Below are 18,294 nucleotides of genomic sequence, written 5' to 3'. Positions count from 1 at the left end.
TAGTTACAACTTTTGCATTCTTTAAGGTCTTAACCTTTTCACCACGCTTAATTACCTTGAAGTAAAGACCTTTTCTAATTGCCTTGCCATGCTTGTTGTAAACAAAGGCATTGTGAGTTAAGCGAATCTTCTTAGGAGCAGTAGAGATATCATCAGTCTTAGTTTCTGAGGTTACTTCTGGAGTCTTAACGGGTTCTTGCTTATCTGTCTTCTTAGTTTCTGTTGGACCTGAAGTAATGATTGATTGAGCATATTCAGCATCCAAGATGTCTTGCAACTTTTGTTGTGCTTCAGCAAGTTTGTTCTTAGCTGCTTGTAATTTAGCAACTGTTTCATCGTATGCTTTTTGTGCCGCGACTACTTTAGCGTCAGCCTTATCTTTGTTGGTCTTCAAGTCGCCATTCAAGACTTTATTTGCATCGTCATAATTCTTTTTAGCAGTATCATATGCAATTTGAGCACCAGTTACTGCTTTCTTAGCATCGGCTAAAATTGTTGCTGCATTCTTTAAATCTTCAACATGTTGGGTTAATTGATCTAACTTTGTTTGTTCGTCCTTAGCAGTGTTGCCCTTTTCGGTAGCAGTTTGCTTTAAAGTTGGAAGATCTTTTTGAGCTTGAGCAAGCTTGGGCTTGGTTTGAGTTAAAGTATCGTTGGCAGTCTTTAATGCTGTTTCAGCTTCTTCTTGAGCTTTTACAGTAGCCTTATAGTTCTTAACTTTTTTATCATGAGAAGCAGTTAAGGTATTATATCTATCTGTTGCTTGCTTTAAATGAACTTTTTGAGTTAATAAATCACTTTGATCATCAGAGATTTGCTTATTGGTCCTCTTAATAGCATCTTGCTTATCTTTAATAGCTTCCTTAAACTTTTCAAATTGCTTTTCTAATGAATTTTGGATGTCATTAAGCTTATGGTTGAAGTCTTTATTATCATGATCTACTACACCTTGTGCACTCTTAACTGCAGCTTGAGCAGCTTGAACGAAGTTAGCCTTGTCAGGATTTGCAACATATGAATTTACTAAATCTTTATATTGATCAATAGTGAAACTTGGATATTGAGGCACATATGTTCCATCGCCATAATTAGACTGCAGGATATCAATTGAAGATGAGCCTTCGTACTTCAAGTCACCAACACCACTTGCCAAAGTACCCGTAGTACGAGCTGCACCAATTGAATTTTGAGCAGGATTTATCATTGATTGGTAGTGTCCAATTTCCTGATATCCTAGTTTTCCAAGATGCTTATTCCAATAATCAGTATTCCTTTCCCATACATCTTGAGTTAAAGGCTTGTTATTATCATATGCATATTTTTGAAGTGATCCATCTTTTGCAATAGCATCATCGATGTATTGCTTTTCACTCATATAAGAACGGACTTGTTCATATTCTGGATAATCTGTTCCTGCAGCAATGTCTTCCTCATCTTCCCAAAATGGTCCATAACTTTCTGTCTGTTTAATAGGGTGATTAAAATCAGGTGCTATTTTAAGAAAGTCAGAGGACATCATAGCAATAGCAGTTGCAGTTAATGAAATATGAGGCAATTGTACACCATATTCATGTCTCACTTTTACTAATTCATCAAGGTCATTTAATGCACTTTGCATATTAGCTAATGAAGTAGCATCCCCATCCTTACCCAATTGCTGATCAGGGTGATACCAAGTAAGTTTTACATCATCTTCATTAAAGCCTTTGAACTTACCATCATTCATCAAAATACCATATGCTGTCTTAGCATCTTCGCGTTGTTCAGCAGTTAATGATTGGTCTTCTGCTAATGACTTAAAGAATCCAGCTGCAGTATTTGCCAAATCCTTAGCCTTTTGCAAATCTTGATTCTTCTGATATAAAGTACCTTGATCAGTATCTAATTTTGCTTTAGCAACTTTAGTATCTAATTTAGCTTGAACCAGATCCTTATCAATGACTCCTAATTTATCTTGATTACCTTTTAATACATCTTGATTATGCTTTAATACGCCTTGGTTATGCGTAATATTTTGGGTTAAATTATCAACATTACTGTGATAAGTATCAACTGCATCTTTAGCTTCAGTAACACCCGTACCCTTCAAAGCATCGCTAGCATTTTTAACAGCTTGATCGGCTTGCTTCTTGGCAGCAGTCTTATCATTTACATCTTGAGTGTCAGATTGTACTTTGCCTTTAAGATCATCAATTTCTTTTTGCTTATCCTTTACTGCTTTATCCGCAGCGGCTTTTGCCTTATTGGCATCCTTTACCACGACTTCTTGGTTAGTAACAGCATCTTTAGCATCTTTAACCTTAGCTGGATCATTTGCTTCATCAGCTAAAGCTTGTGCATCCTTTTCTTTATTTTGAGCATCAGTTAATGCATTATTCTTTTGGTCAGCAGTCTTCTTTAATCCATCGACCTTGTCGCTTTGTGCCTTGTAGTCAGCGTCTGGCTTTTCGGCATCTTTTTTAGCTTGATCCAAATCACCTTTAGCCTTGTCTACGTTGCCTTGTTCAGCTTCAACGTTCTTCTTCGCACTATCAACATTGGCTTGAGCAGCCTCTTCTGGTGTTTGTGCCTTTTGAGTAGTCTTAGTAGCATTAACCGGCTTAGTATCAGCCTTAACTTCATTATTTACATTGGCATTCACCAATACTAAACTGGCTAACGCTGCGGCAGCAGCACTTGTAACTTTAATCTTCTTATTCATCCTAATGTTCTCCACTTTACAAAAAATAAATAACAAATATTATCAGTTTTATCTTAATTTTGAAATTTCAATCGCACAATCTAATCTGCAGAATTGAAATCAAAAAACGCAAATTTAATTTTTTACTAATCTCACCCCCCTAATTTAGGCTCAAATAGTTCTCATAACCACATGCCTTAATTAAATCCTAAATCTCTTCAGCCTCAAAGCTCTTCTTATTCAGCAGGGCTTCATAATAGTCCGCAATCAACTTTGCCAATCCAATCTCAGCATTTTTCGGCACTTTATGTAAAAAGCAAACCACCTTTTTCACTTCATATTCATTATTTTGCTCATAACAAATATTCAGATAACGCACAGCAATACTTATGATTAACTGTTGCTGACGAGCTTCAATTTTCTTATTCTTAGTGAACTTCGAAATAAGTGCATTGATTATTCCTTCCAAATTGGAATACTTATACAAATACAAAGTATGAAAGAAAAACCACAAAATATCGTCATTCCATCTCTCGACTTGCCACACGTTATATCTCAATTTTCTTTTTTCTTCATCGAAAAAAGTCTGGCTTTCACCTCTGAGCTCTGCCAGAAGCCAATTTAACAGTCTCTTCATTTGAGAATTAGTCGACTGCTTTTTAATTTCTTCTAATTTTTTATAATCCCGTGCAAAAAATGCATTAGTAATCTGATATTGCAGCTCTCTTCTATTAATCCCTGAATCATCAGCATCCTTAAAAAATGTGAGTACAGAAATTTTATTTTGATTTAGGATCTTTATTAAACTGCTTGCTCTAATTGCGTTAGATTCTTTTTCTATTCGCCAATATTGCGACTTACTAATTATTCCAGCCGCCATTTGCTCTTGCGTCAATCCATGCAAATTTCGCACTTGATGTAATCTATCACCAATTTTCATTGTTATCACCCTTTCGGAAGCCAAACCAGATAATTATCGTAGCCGTTTTTCTGTAACACTTGAATTATTAAATTTAATCGTTTTTGATCATGATTAATTAAAGCTAGATAATATATGGCAACTAACTTTTGGAACATAATCACAGGATTAGTTGGCAAATCCTTTATAAAATGGATAGTTTCTAGCACTGCGCCGAGAGCTTTTTCCTGATACAAGCGCCCTAAATAATTCATCATTACATTTGCTAGTGCAACTAACGTTGAAGAGTTATTCAAGTTGATGCTGTCCCTATTTTCCCAAATATCTGTAATTAAAATTTTTAACTCATTCGTATCATACAAAGACATAAAACTAGCCATATTCCATAACGCAGTTTCATCCCACTGACCTAATCTACCAAAATTGCTTTTTATTTTTCTCCGAGCCGCATCAGAAAGATGAGCCTTCTTATTCAACAAGGTAGCAATAATTGCGGTTAACTCTACCTCAAAACCAGGTTCGTCTGTCTGCACTTTTTTCAGCCATGCAAGATTGCGATTATTAATAGCTGACTGAATGCAGCAATATTGAATGCTGCGTTGCATTGACTGATCAAACACGCCGAAGAAATCTCGTATAGAAACATGATTTTGCTTCAAAATCGCTAACAGATCATCGATATTAATTTCACTTTTTCTATTTTCTACTCGAGAATAAAAAGATTCCGTTACTACTCCAGCACACATCTCTTTCTGCGTTAAGTTCAAAGAATCTCGTATTTCTCTTAGTTGTTCTCCAATAGTCAAACTTTTTACCTTATTTGTTTCATATTTTTAATATATAAACAATTGAGATAAAAGTCTCAAAATCTTCCAAAACGACTATTTTTATTAAAAAAAGCAAAAAAATCGCATCCCTCAAGCTAAAAAATAGCTCAAAAGATGCGATTTATTTATTAATCAATTTCGATATCATCAATTATTGACGCATAACCACAGTCTTGAATAATTGATTTTAAAGATCTGGCTTTCTGTTCATCACCACTAAAAACAGCTTGATAGAACTTACCTATCAACTTTTCCAAGCCAATTGCAGGATCTACCGGCAATTCTTGCAAAAACTTAAATGTACTTTCCGCATAACTTTTATCAGCATCTTGATGATAGCAACAATTCAAATAATTTATCGTAATAAAAGCCATAAACTGCAAAGTAAAGGTATCGGTAGCGGGATGTTTACGATATGCAGCATAAGCAGCCTCTACGAACTGCTTTGAATCATTAACATCCAAGAAAATTACTACCTGACTCAAAAAATGATAAGATGTCTGATCCCAACTTTCATTCAAAAACAACTTCTTTATTTTTTCTTCATTTCAGGAGAAATTTTATCATTTGAACGTAAGGCCCAAGCATAAGCTAACTCAAGTTTGAATTTGAGCCATTGCGGAACTTGTACCCCACCATCTTCAATTCTCTGTTTGATTTTATCTAACGCCTTTATATCTCTTCTATTTTGAGCAAAAGTAATCTCACTAGTTAACTCAAAAAATGGTCCAGTAGATGACTGATTATTAATTTGTGCAAAAAAGCCAGTAACATCAAAACGATGAACCGACAAAATGATGAACCGACAAAATTCAATTAAAGTTTCAGCATCAATCGCATGGACACCGCGTTCAACTTTAGAATAAAAAGATTCACTTACAATTCCCGCTGCCATTTCTGTCTGACTTATTCCTGCATGCAAACGCACACTTTTTAGTGCCTCACCGATTGTCATCTCTTTATTCCGTCCTATTTAATCTTGCTTACATCATCTAAACTCAATTCAATATAATTACCGCGCTTTAAATCTTTCGGCAACTTCAATTTACCCATTGAAATTCGTTCAAGTTCAACTACTTTCATCCCTACCGCACCAAACATGCGCTTAATTTGATGATATTTTCCTTCACGAATTTTAATCTCAATTTCAGAGCTATCATGCTCTTCATCTTGGGCAAGAATCTTCAACTCTGCTGGCTTAAGTTTAGTTCCATCACCTAAAGTCATGCCACTAGCAAAGGTCTTCACCGTTTCGTCATCAGCCACACCCGCAATTTTGGCACGATAAATTTTATCAACGTGCTTATTAGGTGCAAGCAATTCATGATTTAGTTGACCATCATTAGTAAGTAACAGCAAGCCGGTTGTATCTTTATCCAATCGTCCTACCGGCGTAATTCCTTGATATTGATCCTGCGGCTTGAGCAATGAGATTACCGTTCTTTGACTACGGTCTTCAGTCGCTGAAAGTACGCCCTTGGGCTTGTTCATCAAGAAGTAATGATATTTTTGATAATTGACCTCTTGGCCATCTACCAATACTTCATCGGATTCCTTAACCTGCTGTTTTGGTGTTTTTACCACATCACCATTTACAGTGACAATGCCTTTTTTAATTAAAACGTGCACTTCTTTTCTGGAGCCGACATTCATATTAGCTAAATATTTATCAATGCGCATGAGAACTATCCTTTTTAGTAATCGGTACATTTTGCAAACAAAAAGTAAAATTATCTTCCTCCAATAAGCGGGTATAGAAATCTACTTTCTCAGTATCATTGTCAAATAAAGCCTTATAAAGTCTGATTATTACTCTACGTTGATAAAAGCTTGCTTCATATGGAATATTTTTATCAAAAAAAGCAAATGTTTCTGCGCATAATTCCTTATTAAAGTTGTGTATATACGCATACATTAAGAAATCGATTGTTAAATCAGCAATGCCAACTATATTTGTATAACTTAAGGTATTTTCTGAGTTTTTTCATAGCTTTGATAAGCAGTATGAGAAAAATTGAGTACTTGTTCTGGAGTTAAGGCAATAAAAGCCATCCCTAAATATTCATAGTTAATAAATCCCCAATTATCTCCTTTATATAAATGCTTAATCTTCTTTTTAACCGGTTCTGATATATCATCGGTTGAATGAGTTATCCACGTAGTCATTAACTCCAATACATAAGAGATCCAAATATAATACGGTTTACCTTGTTCTTCAGCTTGATCAATCTCTTTTTTTAGTTGACCTAATTTCTCTAGATCTCTTTTATTAGCACTACGTACTATTTTTTTCACCATAAAGCCAGCATCCAATATACTCTTTTTATGCGGTGATTCCTGCATTGGACCATCCAGCGTTCTGGAGAAGAATTGAACTGGATTAATATGATTTGCTTTCAAAACCTCAACCAAGGTATCGGCATCAATATTATGGACACCTCGTTCAACTTTGGAATAAAACGATTCTGAAATAGCTCCTGCCGCCATTTCAGTTTGAGTAAGTCCAGCTACCAATCTAGTTTCTCTTAGTAATTTTCCGATCTTCACTGTTTTTTACCTTTTTCTACAAAAAATGCCAACAGATCATTCTGTCGGCATAACTTTTTACAACAAATCTTGATCTTCTTCGATCTTATCGTTGATAAATTTTTCATTTGGATAAATTGGCATTACTTCAATTCCATCCATCGCTCTTTGAATCAAGCCTTCAACATCAAGACGAGCTTCGTATTCACGAGCCTTATCAAGCTTTGGCTTAGTCTTAGGACGTGGTGGAGCAAAGATAGTACAACAATCTTCAAATGGTTGAATTGAAAGATCAAAAGTACCAATATCTTCTGCCAATTTAATAATTTCAGTCTTATCCATTGTAGCAACTGGACGAATAACTGGTGTAGTTGTCACATCGTTAATAGCAACCATTGATTGCAAAGTCTGTGAAGCAACTTGACCAACAGATTCACCGTTAAAGATTGCAAGACCACCGCGCTTAGCACGAATACGGTCTGCAAGTTGCAACATGAAGCGACGTTGTACAGTCATCAAGTAACCTTCTGGCAATTTTTCCTTGATAGTTTCCTGAATTTCAGCAAATGGCACAGCGATAAAGTTAATCTTACCTGCATAGTTTGCCAAAATACCAGTTAATTCCTTAGCCTTAGCTAAAGCTTTTTCAGTAGTGTAAGGTGGACTGAAGAAGTGCACCATTTCAATATCAACCCCACGCTTCATTGCAAGATATGAAGCAACTGGTGAATCAATACCACCACTAAGCATCATCACAGCCTTGCCAGCAGTACCAACGGGCATCCCGCCGATACCATGAAGCAATTGGTTAGAAATATAAACAGCATCTTGACGCACTTCGATTCTAAGTACTAAATCAGGGTGCTTCATTTCAGCCTTCAAGTGGTCGATATGATCGAATAAATAATCACCAACCAAATTGTTAAGTTGGTTAGTATCATATTCAAACTTGTGATCACTACGCTTAGTATTAACCTTAAAAGTCATGCCAGGCTTAAAAGTTTCCTGCATTAATTCTAAAGAAGTCTTTTCAATATCTTCCAAAGTCTTAGGAATTTTGATAGCTGGTGAGTAGGTTTGAATACCAAATACTTTCTTAAGGCGCTTATCTACTTCCGCAAAAGGTGCGCCATTTAAAACAATATGCATCCGGTCGTGACGAGGGTGAAAGTCAATTTGAGGAAAATCTTTTAAAACTTTTTCAATGTTGCTAGCTAAGCGATTGATGAAGTCCTTGCGATTCTTTCCCTTAGTTGAGAGCTCCCCATAACGGACCATAACTTCTGTATATTCCATTAATTTTCTCCCAAATGATTAATTTTAGCAAAATGATTGTAAATCTTATCAAAGACCTTGATAAATTCGTCTGCTTCAGCAAGCGTATTAGTTTCATCAAAACTCAATCGAATTGCACTCGTAGCAATCTTATCATCAATTCGCATAGAAACCAAGGTGCTGGCTTCATCTGCAGTCTTTGATGCACAAGCAGAAGTAGTTGAAGTATAAATATCTTGATCTTCCAAAGTATGGACTAAGGTTTCACCACGAATTCCTTCTAATGCAAAGCAAAGAATATGTGGTGCAAAACCGTCACTTACTGGTGAAAAGATATCAATTCCTGGCTTATCTTTCAAATAGTCAACGATTTTTGCCTTAATTGCTGCTTCGCGGTTTGCTTTTTCAGGTTCATTTTCTAACAAAAGGCGGATAGCCTTAGCCATCCCGGCAATTGCTGGTAAATTCTCGGTACCAGAACGCAATCCTTTTTCTTGACCACCACCATCATGAAGTGGAGACAGCATCTTGCCTTCTTTTTTATAAAGAATGCCAATCCCTCGTGGTGCATGGAACTTATGAGCTGACAAACTAGACAAATCAACTCTTGGCGTAAATATCTTATCCCAAATATTCTTTCCTAATGCTTGTACATTATCTACATGGAATTGAATAGTTGGATAATTCTCTAATAAGTCGCTAATCTCATCAATCGGTTGGATCGTGCCAATTTCATTATTAACTCCCATGATTGATACCAAGGTTGTATCAGAATCAAGTGCGTTTCTAAGGTCATTAACATTAACTCTGCCTTCTTTATCAACTGGCAAACGTGTTACACGCCAGCCTAAATCCTCTAAGGCAGTAAAACTATTAGCAACCGAAGCATGTTCAACACTAGAAGTAATAATGTGTTTGCCAAACTCACGCTTTTGAATCGCGGTTCCCTTAATTGCAGTATTATTAGATTCCGTGCCACCAGAGGTGAAGAAAATTTCATGCTGCTTAGTTCCCAATAAATCTGCAATTTGTTTACGTGATGCTTCAAGCAATTGATGAGCACGATCTCCCATCTTATGCAAGCTTGAAGGATTACCCCAAATATTAGTTGCTACCTTATTATATGTATCTAAAACTTGAGGATCGATTCTTGTTGTTGCACTATTATCAAAATAAATCACGATCAAAACTCCCCTATTAAAAAACGGTCAAATCTTTGACCGCTTCAATGACTATTAAATTTTAGCTTAAATTATCCAATACTTCAATTATTCATTCTTTTGTTCTGAATAATAAGCATTTTCTAGTCTTTGATAACTACCTGGCTCTGCTTTTTCCAATGCAGTAGCAATTGTATCTAAGGCTTCCTTATAATTAAACTCATCAAACAACTGTAGGGCTCTCTTTTGTGCCTGCTTCATTGTATCTTTATCAGCGTATTTGTTTGAATATTGCATAGTCAACTCAACCAAATTAGCCGAATTAATGATATCATCAGCTTCACGCTTTAGCCGTTCAACGTCATCTGAAATTTGAATCAATTCAGACGAGATTTTTTCCATATTAATTCTAACTTGACTAAGCTCATCACTAACATGACCAATCTCATTTACGACCAAAGTATACATCTGCACAAAACTGTCTGGATTACCAGGCAAATTGCGTCTTTCTAGTCGGCGATAGACTAGAGAAACTTCTTGCTTAAAGCGCTTGATTGAATCATTAGCAACATTTTCCGAATCATACAGACCATCAACGTCAGTGGACATCTTCGCTTGTTCTTGATCAATCTCACGCAGACGATCAAGCATCTGAAGCCAAGAATCTTGAATAGCGGAATAAACACCCTTGCCATCGGCAATACTTTGCGTGTCAACAGTATATTGCCGGTTCATGTTGTTGACTTCTTGTTCTAATTCCTTGCTCTTCTCTAGCTCACCATGAGTTAGTTCATAGCTTTCATCAATGTGCTGCAACTTTTCTACCAACTTTTTGGAAGCAGCTTGTTGATGCGCAATTAGCGTCAACATTTTATTCTGATTTTTTTCAACGAAAGGGCGAGCCTTATATTCCTTAGCTAGCACGTCATACAGCTGATCAATTTCACCAGAAATCTTCTTATTAGCTTGATCCAGATCTTCAACCTTGGTTTCTGCTAATAGTTTGCATGCTTGATCGATTTCATCATGAATTTCTTTGATCCTAGCTAAAACATCAATGTCAGTAATATAGTACTTTTCTGAAATCATCTTTTTATATACATTTGATAATTCCTTTAATTGATCTTGAAATACTACTGCTAATTGATGGTAAGCCTCTTTAATCTTAGGCAATCTCTTTTGCAAAGCTCCTAATGACATACGAATCTTAGACAGAACTCGCTTAGCCTCAACATGATCTCCTTGAGAAGAAAGATTCTTAGCTTCCTCAAAGTCCCTTTCCATCGACGCCAATTGGTCCTCAATCTGATCAATGGCATCACCATATTCAAAAGACCCTGCTAAAACTGATTTTCTTAATTCACGGTAAACCTTAATCAGCGCATCATACCGAATTTGATTTTCCTTATTGGACTCAAGCAATTCAGTAAAAACTGCCTTAGTATTACGAGCATCTTCCAAGGTGGGCTTGATAATTTCTTGGGCTTGCTTAATATTTTTTCTAGATTTAAAGAGCTTATAACTAGTATTTTCGTTTGCAGCTTCCTCAATTAATTTTTGCACCTTTGGCAATTTCTTCGTGGATGCTTCAACGTAGCTTTTGCGCCAAGTATTTAATGTGGTTAAACTTTCGCCAGCCAGATCCATCTTATCTAATCGTTCAATTGCGTTCTCTAGATGCATGTTTTCAATTTCATTTAAAGCTGCATCAACGACTTCAATCTCGCGCAGCTGCTTGCGATTAGTTAACAGCATAGCTGCAATAACGACAATGATCAGAATCACAACGGCAATGATAATAATAGCTTGAATTGATGACATTGTTTATCCTCCAAAACTAACATAATTATAACAAAACATGAGCTAAAGAGGTGGAAAAGCTGATCTATTTCTTGATTTATTATTCTAAAGCCTCTATAATACTATTCGTGTAAAATATTTGCAGCAATAAGTGACAAGAACGTCAACATCTTGAAACTCTTAAGTGAACGAGTAACCCGCGCTGCATTGGGCGAAAATGTAAATCCAAGATGCACGAATGTTGAGCTTATTCGTAATATTTTACTCCAGAAATTATTATTTTAAATTTTATGGAGGATTTTTATGTCAAGATATACAGGTCCAAGTTGGAAACGTTCAAGAAGATTGGGTATCTCCCTTTCAGGTACTGGTAAGGAAATTTCCCGTCGTAACTACGCTCCAGGTCAACACGGTCCTAACAGCCGCGGTCGTTTGTCAGAATACGGTCAACAATTGCACGAAAAGCAAAAGTTACGTTGGATGTATGGCTTAAACGAACGTCAATTTAGAACTTTGTTTAACCGTGCTGGTAAGATTCGTGAAGGTGAACATGGTACTAACTTCATGATTTTACTTGAACGTCGTTTGGACAACATCGTTTACCGCCTTGGTTTAGCTACTACTAGAGAACAAGCTAGACAATTAGTTAACCACGGCCACATTACCGTTGATGGCAAACGTGTTGACATTCCTTCATACGAAGTCAGCGTTGGTCAAGTCGTTGGCTTGAAGGAAAAGTCAAAGAACTTGCAACAAGTTAAGGATGCCTTAGATGCAGTTACTGCTCGTCCATCATTTGTTTCATTTGATGACAACAAGATAGAAGGTACTCTTGTACGTTTACCAGAACGTGACGAAATGGAACCAGAAGTTGACGAAGCTCTTGTCGTTGAATGGTACAACAAGTTACTTTAATACTTACATTTTATTTTGTCAGAAAAGCCTTTCCCCACGTCGGGAGAGGTTTTTTTGTTACAATAATTTAGAAGAAAGGATGGTTCGATGACTGAAGATTTAAATAAACGTGTTGAACAAGCTGCACAAGGGATCACCCCTCAAACTAAACCCGATGAACGCCGACGTTATTTAGGTTCTTTGCGTGAGCGAGTTTATGTACGAATGAATAATACCGAAGTTAAAGATTCTAAGTTAACTGCACTCTTTTTGCAGCATATCGCTGATTTTAAGAAATATACGATTTTAATTAACGGTAATATTACCGATGATGGCTTCTTAGGTGAAGTTGAAGCCAATTGTAGCAAATATAGTATTCCTTTTACTTTAGTTAATAATGAAACGGCGAAGACTGGCCCTGAAGATTCAGCCGTCCTGGTAGTGGCTAAATATGCAATTAACCGGCCACGAATTGAAATTGCACAAGTTTTTGCACCAGAAATACCTAAAAGTGAATTAACTGCGCCAGAGAAAAAAGAAGGCTTTTTCCACCGCTTATTTCATGGAGATAAATAATGAAACCATTAGCTTACCGCATGCGCCCACAAAATCTGGATCAAGTTGTGGGGCAGCAGCACTTAATTGGTCCCGGTAAAATAATTCGGCGAATGGTCGAAGCACGTTTGCTTTCGTCTATGATTCTTTATGGCCCACCTGGCATTGGTAAAACAAGCATTGCTAGTGCCATTGCTGGATCAACTAAATATGCTTTTAGAAAACTTAATGCAGCTACTGATAGCAAAAAGCAACTGCAGCAAGTAGCTGCCGAAGGCAAAATGAGTGGAACTGTGGTTTTATTATTAGATGAAATTCATCGTTTAGATAAAACTAAGCAGGACTTTCTTTTGCCTTTACTTGAATCTGGACAAATAATTTTAATCGGAGCTACTACAGAGAATCCATATATTTCAATCTCCCCTGCCATTCGTTCACGTTGTCAAATTTTTGAATTAAAGCCTTTATCTAGTGAAGATGCTTCCCATGCAATTGATCGTGCATTAACAGATAAGGAAAACGGCTTAGGCAACTACCAAGTTAAACTAACTGATGATGCCCGCAAATTGCTAATTGAAAAAGGAAATGGTGACTTACGATCAACTTTAAATAGCCTAGAATTAGCAGTTCTATCTACTAAGCAAGAGCTAAAAGATAATCACCAAGACGATTCACAAATCACGATTACGCAACAAGAAATGGCTGATTCCATTCAAATGAAAGTGCAAAACTTTGATGCTTCAGGCGACGGTCATTATGATCTTGTATCTGCCTTTCAAAAATCAATTCGTGGTTCTGATACAGATGCAGCTCTGCATTATCTTGCCCGTTTAATCGAATCAGGAGATTTAATCTCAATCTGTCGTAGGCTAACGGTTATCGCCTATGAAGATATCGGCCTGGCCAATCCTTCAGCTGCCCAACATGCAATTACCGCCATCAATGCAGCACAGACGATTGGCTTGCCTGAGGCTCGAATTCCTTTAGCCAATGCCGTGATTGAACTAGCTTTATCAGCTAAGAGCAACAGCGCAATGACTGCCATCGATGCGGCCATTAATGATGTAAAAACTAAAAAGATTGGTTCTATCCCTGATAACCTAAAAGACGCCCATTATTCTGGCGCTAAAAAATTAGGTCATGGTCTCAATTACATCTATCCTCACGATTATCAAAATGACTGGGTAGCACAACAATATTTGCCTAATAATCTAAAAAATGTCAGTTACTTTGCTCCTAAAGGCAATTCTAAGATCGAAGCTAGGTACAAAGCAATCTATCAAAAATTAAGGCAAATGCAACGAGATAATTTGTAAATTCTTACTCCGGCTATTAAGTTAGCGCATTCATTAAGGTTGACAAATCGGAATTGATCCCTTAGTATAATAAGTAATCTGAGTTGATCGACAAGCTTAAATGTATAAAGTTGACCGATCAAACTATAAGACGTGGGAGTTAGCAAATAACTACCGAATCGGAATACTACCTCTGCGTAGGATCCATATTCGCTGCGATGTTAACTCAAATTTTGAACACTGCGGGTTCAACAAGCGTCATTATGCTATGTTTAGTCAACTCGGATTTTTTTAGAATATTAAGGAAGACGGTCTTAGTTGACCGTCTTTTTCTGTAATTGGAGTTTTCAATTTATGATAATTAAAATTGTAATGATCATCTTTATCCTGCTCTTGCTACTGACAGCTAGCTATATGTGGCGCCAACGTAACGAACGCTTCCTAACCTATGATGCTAGTAGCGATCCACGATTAAGCAATCTTTTAAAATGGACTGCTATTGCATTAGTAATTGAAAGCGTAATTGGCATAATTCTTTTAGCTTTAGGCAATAAATATTTAAATCTAATCACGCTAGCTCTAGCCTCTTTAACCATTCTGGCCTTTAGTTTATCAATTACCTCCAAGAAAGAATAATTATTTTCTAATAATAGGTGAAATTTTGGTAAAATAGATATTAGGAAGAGGTGTTTAGAAAATGCTTTCACAATATAAAAATATTCAAGTTTCTGTCGATGGTTCTAAGGAAGCTGACTTAGCTTTTAGTAAGGCTGTAGCCATCGCCAAGCGTAACCACGCAACTCTAGAAATTTTACATGTAATTGATACTCGTTCTTTCCAAAATGTTTCCAGTTTTGACTCAGCTATGGTTGAACAAGTTTCTAAAGATGCCGAAAAGAGAATGAAGGACTACAAGGCTCGCGCTGTTAAGGCCGGTGTTGCAGATGCTCATTACTCAATTGAATTTGGTTCACCTAAGACGATTATTGGTCATGACTTCCCTAAGAAGCATAATGTTGACTTAATTGTTGTTGGTGCTACTGGCCTGAACGCGGTTGAACGGTTATTAATCGGTAGCGTTACCGAATATGTAACTAGAACTTCTAAGTGTGACGTTTTAGTTTGTCGTGCTGAAGAAATTGCAAACGCTTTGGAACAATAATTATTTATCCAAAAAGAAAGGGATTCAAGTTTTTGATGCTTGAATCCTTTTTTGCTAGATTAATTTTCTTTTATAAAAGTTTTTACATATTTAATTGAAATCCATTGCTTTTCTGTTCCTAAGCGAATCATCTCTTGACCATCAATCCACTTAATTGCCCAGACTTTCCAGCTGGTACCTGGCTTTATAAATTTATCCGTAAAATTACCATTGGCATCTAATAATGGAATTTGATCCAGATTATTGATTAATTGAACAATTCCTAAGAATTGATGTTCATCGTTAAACTTACTTGAAAGCGATGCAACTTTTTTTACTTCATCGGCAGATACCCATACATTAGCTAAAATTCTGTAAAAATATTTTCCATTAATTTTCTTTTGATCTAAAATTTGCCAATAAGAATCAGTAAAAATTCCCACAGCGTCTTTTTGACCTTGATCATTATAAGAATCAGCTGTCCAGTTGCAATTATTATTAACAATTGGCAAATAAACTATTCTATTATCTTCTTCACCAGCATCATTTGAGGCTTTAGATTCATGATCCAATTGAGGCTTAATTACTAAAACTGGTCTTTTAACATGATCCTGTGCTAGAGCTATAACTCGTGTATTAACTTTTTTAGCTTGAGTAATTGGTTGCATCTTTATCTTTTCTTTATTTTGCTGCTTAACATTGACCATTTTATGACTATTCTGTTTAATTTCTTTTTGTTCTTCAGCTACTCTTTGCATCTTTTGCATCATTTCTACATTTTGCTTAGCATTTGACTCATCTTCTGCCACTTTTTGTAATTTACTTTGTTCCTTCTTTAAAAGATCCTTTGCTTGATCAAAAACTGCTTTTTGTTTATCAAACTGCTCCTGCAGCTTTGTTGCTTGACCCTGAACAGTCATTATTTCCTCCTGATGCTGTTCTTCTTTGTCTAAAACATTCTGAGATAATTGAACTGCCTTTTCGGCTTCATTAGTAAAACTAATTAACTTATTCTGCTTTTCGATCATTTGCTCCAAATTTTGTTTTTGATGTTGCACCTTTTTAGCTAAATTGTCTAATACTGTCTTTTGTTTCTGATATTCTGCCTTTTTTTGCTGATAATCTTGAACATACTTATCTTGAATTGCATTAAACTTTTTCAATTTATCTTTAGCTTCTGTCAGAGTACTATTATCACTTACCAATTTTTGTTTTAAATCAATTAAGTTCTTCTTACCAGTTGCTAATTCCTGTTGTTTCTTGCCTAATTTAGTTTGAAAATTAACCAAATTAGCTTTAATTTGTACAGCTTGAGCTTTAGTACTCGAATAAGAAAGTTCAGCATTCATGGCTTTATTCGTTAAATCAGATAATTGGTTTTTAAATTGATTTAACACTGCTAATTGATTGCCTTGTTTTTGCTCTAACTGAGTAATCTCATTCCTAATCTCAAGATCAGCATCTGGATCCTTAATCCAGCTGCCACCATTGTGCTTAGAAATATCAGCAACACCAGTATAAGCAGTTCCACCCCCAGCTATTGCATGTTGACCTGATGTTACATTAATAAAATGAGTGGTCACAAAATCATAATCATTTTCTTTTTGATTAGATAAACTCAAAGCATAAGTAGCAGGATCTTCTTCTAAGAAATTATTAGCGTGGTGATACTCAGGATTAGAGCCCGGATTGCACACATTGCCTAAAAGCATCCCCTTTAAATTATCATAAAGATTTCTCTTAGCATCAGTCATCGTAATCGGTTTATCCAATGGAGCAAAGAATGCATACATATCTTCAATATAATTATTATTAATTTTCAGCCCATGCTTATTTGCTTCACGCACAATTCCTTCAACATAATGTCCTTGCCTATTCGATCTACCATGATCATCATAATCTTTAGCAATATCATCTGCTAAAGACTGGGTATTCATACCATAAGTCCATACAGGCAAATTCAGCTGTTGACGAGCATTATTAATAATCCGCATAGTGTATTCGCTCAATTGGCGTTCCTGAATGAGGGTTAAATGCTTAGGATTAACCAGTTCATTATCTTCGTCTTGATTCTCACGCTTAAATTGGTTTTGACTTTCATGATAAGCATTCTCAGATTTTTTAACAATTGCAGCCCAATTTTGGTCAGTTGACTGATCGTCCGCATCTCTTAATTCTTGCAAAGTATACGGCAAACGGACTGAATTTTGATATTGAACATTTTCATCTAATTTAATTCTTAAATTAGCTAATTTCCCTTGTTTACCATAAATTTGATCATACTCGATTTGCTGTTTAGTAACTTTGGCTTGTTGCTTATTTTTAGCTTGTTGTGCTTGTTGATTAATGCTAGCTGCTTTACTTAATTCTTGGTCTGTCTGGTTGTTTAACTTAGTTGCCGATTCTAATTTTTTATTCAAAGCAGCAATCTCTTTTTGATTAGCAGTATTCCGACTAGTAGTTACTGCAATATCTTGATTATCTTGTTCTACCGCTTTTTGAGCTGAAGCATAAGCATTAGTTAATCTTTCTTTTTGCTCATTGTCAAGCTTAAACTGGGCCTTTTGAGCTACTTGTTCAGCATTGGCAGTTATCTTTTGTTGCTTAGCTAAATCAGTTTGCTTGTTAGTATAATTTGTTTTAGCTTGTGCTACCACTTGTTTTTGATTAATTACATCTTGCCTTGCTTGAGAAGCAGTCTGCTTATTCTGCTCAACTACTTGGTTTTGATTATTAATCTTAGCTTTCGTCTGTGCCAAATTGCCTTGTTGGTTTAGTTCATTTAATTTATCACTAGTTTCACTCAAGTTTTGCTTAGTAACATTTACGTTGTTTTCAGCTACCTTGGTTTGAGTTTGAGCTGAAGTGACAAATGCCTTTTGCTGCTTATATTTTGTTTGTACTTCCTGTAATTTATTTTGGGATTGAGCCAAATTTCGTTGTTGATCTTCACTGCTAATCGTAGCGGCAGAAACCGTATTGGGTTGTTGAACCGCAGCTAATGTAACACCCGCCCCTAAGGCTGCACCAGCAAGTACTACAGATTTAACATCGACTACTTTTTTGGTCATAATAAAAAAACCCTTCTCAAAAATCTAAGTAGCTAATGATACTTAATTTAAAGAAGAGGCTTTCTAATTTTAATTACAAAAAGACGACATCAAAACTAAGAAAGCTTCAATGTCGTTTAATTTCTTAATTAAATACGATTGAGTTTTCTCT

General features: G+C 36.0%; 16 protein-coding genes. 5 read left to right on the top strand and 11 right to left on the bottom strand.

Annotation, left to right across the window (positions count from 1 at the left end; genetic code table 11):
- The 10 genes from BLP58_RS02740 to ezrA all read right to left on the bottom strand — a co-directional run.
- Positions 1-2,701 (bottom strand): SLAP domain-containing protein (locus tag BLP58_RS02740; RefSeq protein ID WP_074484236.1); only part of this gene is annotated, 2,701 nt, incomplete at its 3' end.
- A gap of 187 nt (positions 2,702-2,888) precedes the next feature.
- A complete protein-coding gene (locus BLP58_RS02735) occupies positions 2,889-3,620 on the bottom strand; it encodes a helix-turn-helix domain-containing protein (RefSeq protein WP_013854353.1) in 732 nt (243 codons plus the stop codon).
- Between the two features lie 5 nt (positions 3,621-3,625).
- Entirely contained in the window at positions 3,626-4,405 is a 780-nt protein-coding gene (locus BLP58_RS02730) for a helix-turn-helix domain-containing protein (RefSeq protein WP_025084086.1), read from the bottom strand.
- A 149-nt stretch (positions 4,406-4,554) separates the two neighbouring features.
- Positions 4,555-4,947 (bottom strand): hypothetical protein, encoded by a 393-nt coding sequence (locus tag BLP58_RS12265; RefSeq protein WP_226908564.1) that lies wholly within the window; start codon positions 4,945-4,947, stop codon positions 4,555-4,557.
- 11 nt (positions 4,948-4,958) lie between these two features.
- Entirely contained in the window at positions 4,959-5,381 is a 423-nt protein-coding gene (locus tag BLP58_RS12260) for a helix-turn-helix domain-containing protein (protein ID WP_025084084.1), read from the bottom strand.
- Positions 5,382-5,395: 14 nt separating this feature from the next.
- Positions 5,396-6,106 carry a pseudouridine synthase gene (locus BLP58_RS02720; RefSeq protein ID WP_003626193.1) on the bottom strand — a complete coding sequence of 237 codons (711 nt, stop codon included), beginning with the start codon at positions 6,104-6,106 and terminating at the stop codon, positions 5,396-5,398.
- 282 nt (positions 6,107-6,388) lie between these two features.
- The gene (locus tag BLP58_RS02715; RefSeq protein ID WP_226908565.1) at positions 6,389-6,973 is read right to left on the bottom strand and encodes a helix-turn-helix domain-containing protein; all 585 of its coding nucleotides are present in this window, start codon (positions 6,971-6,973) and stop codon (positions 6,389-6,391) included.
- A gap of 57 nt (positions 6,974-7,030) precedes the next feature.
- The gene (gene thiI, locus BLP58_RS02710) at positions 7,031-8,248 is read right to left on the bottom strand and encodes a tRNA uracil 4-sulfurtransferase ThiI (protein ID WP_013854356.1); all 1,218 of its coding nucleotides are present in this window, start codon (positions 8,246-8,248) and stop codon (positions 7,031-7,033) included.
- Positions 8,248-9,408: a cysteine desulfurase family protein gene (locus BLP58_RS02705; RefSeq protein ID WP_013854357.1), complete on the bottom strand. Its 1,161-nt coding sequence runs from the start codon at positions 9,406-9,408 to the stop codon at positions 8,248-8,250. The genes thiI and BLP58_RS02705 overlap by 1 nt, the downstream gene beginning before the upstream one ends.
- Before the next feature lie 87 nt (positions 9,409-9,495).
- Positions 9,496-11,208, bottom strand: coding sequence for a septation ring formation regulator EzrA (gene ezrA, locus BLP58_RS02700; protein ID WP_013854358.1), 1,713 nt, complete (start codon positions 11,206-11,208; stop codon positions 9,496-9,498).
- A gap of 282 nt (positions 11,209-11,490) precedes the next feature.
- Between ezrA and rpsD the strand changes: the two genes are divergently transcribed.
- The 5 genes from rpsD (at position 11,491) to BLP58_RS02675 (ending at position 15,093) form a co-directional block, all read left to right on the top strand.
- Positions 11,491-12,102 (top strand): 30S ribosomal protein S4, encoded by a 612-nt coding sequence (gene rpsD, locus BLP58_RS02695; protein ID WP_013854359.1) that lies wholly within the window; start codon positions 11,491-11,493, stop codon positions 12,100-12,102.
- A gap of 87 nt (positions 12,103-12,189) precedes the next feature.
- The gene (locus BLP58_RS02690; RefSeq protein ID WP_013854360.1) at positions 12,190-12,657 is read left to right on the top strand and encodes a YueI family protein; all 468 of its coding nucleotides are present in this window, start codon (positions 12,190-12,192) and stop codon (positions 12,655-12,657) included.
- Positions 12,657-13,952, top strand: a complete 1,296-nt coding sequence (locus BLP58_RS02685) for a replication-associated recombination protein A (RefSeq protein WP_013854361.1) — start codon at positions 12,657-12,659, stop codon at positions 13,950-13,952. Before BLP58_RS02690 ends, BLP58_RS02685 begins: the two co-directional genes overlap by 1 nt.
- Positions 13,953-14,285: 333 nt before the next feature.
- A complete protein-coding gene (locus BLP58_RS02680) occupies positions 14,286-14,567 on the top strand; it encodes a hypothetical protein (protein WP_013854362.1) in 282 nt (93 codons plus the stop codon).
- Positions 14,568-14,628: 61 nt separating this feature from the next.
- Complete coding sequence (locus BLP58_RS02675) at positions 14,629-15,093, top strand: universal stress protein (RefSeq protein WP_013854363.1); 465 nt, start codon at positions 14,629-14,631, stop codon at positions 15,091-15,093.
- A 59-nt stretch (positions 15,094-15,152) separates the two neighbouring features.
- Here BLP58_RS02675 and BLP58_RS02670 read toward each other — a convergent pair whose 3' ends face one another.
- On the bottom strand, positions 15,153-18,143 hold the full coding sequence (locus BLP58_RS02670; protein WP_013854364.1) for an SEC10/PgrA surface exclusion domain-containing protein: 2,991 nt from the start codon (positions 18,141-18,143) through the stop codon (positions 15,153-15,155).
- Positions 18,144-18,294: the final 151 nt, after the last annotated feature.

Origin of the sequence: Lactobacillus kefiranofaciens (genome assembly GCF_900103655.1) — a bacterium.
Taxonomy (GTDB): domain Bacteria; phylum Bacillota; class Bacilli; order Lactobacillales; family Lactobacillaceae; genus Lactobacillus; species Lactobacillus kefiranofaciens.
Note: the sequence above shows the minus strand (reverse complement) of the source record. Positions and strands in the feature narration are given on the sequence as shown.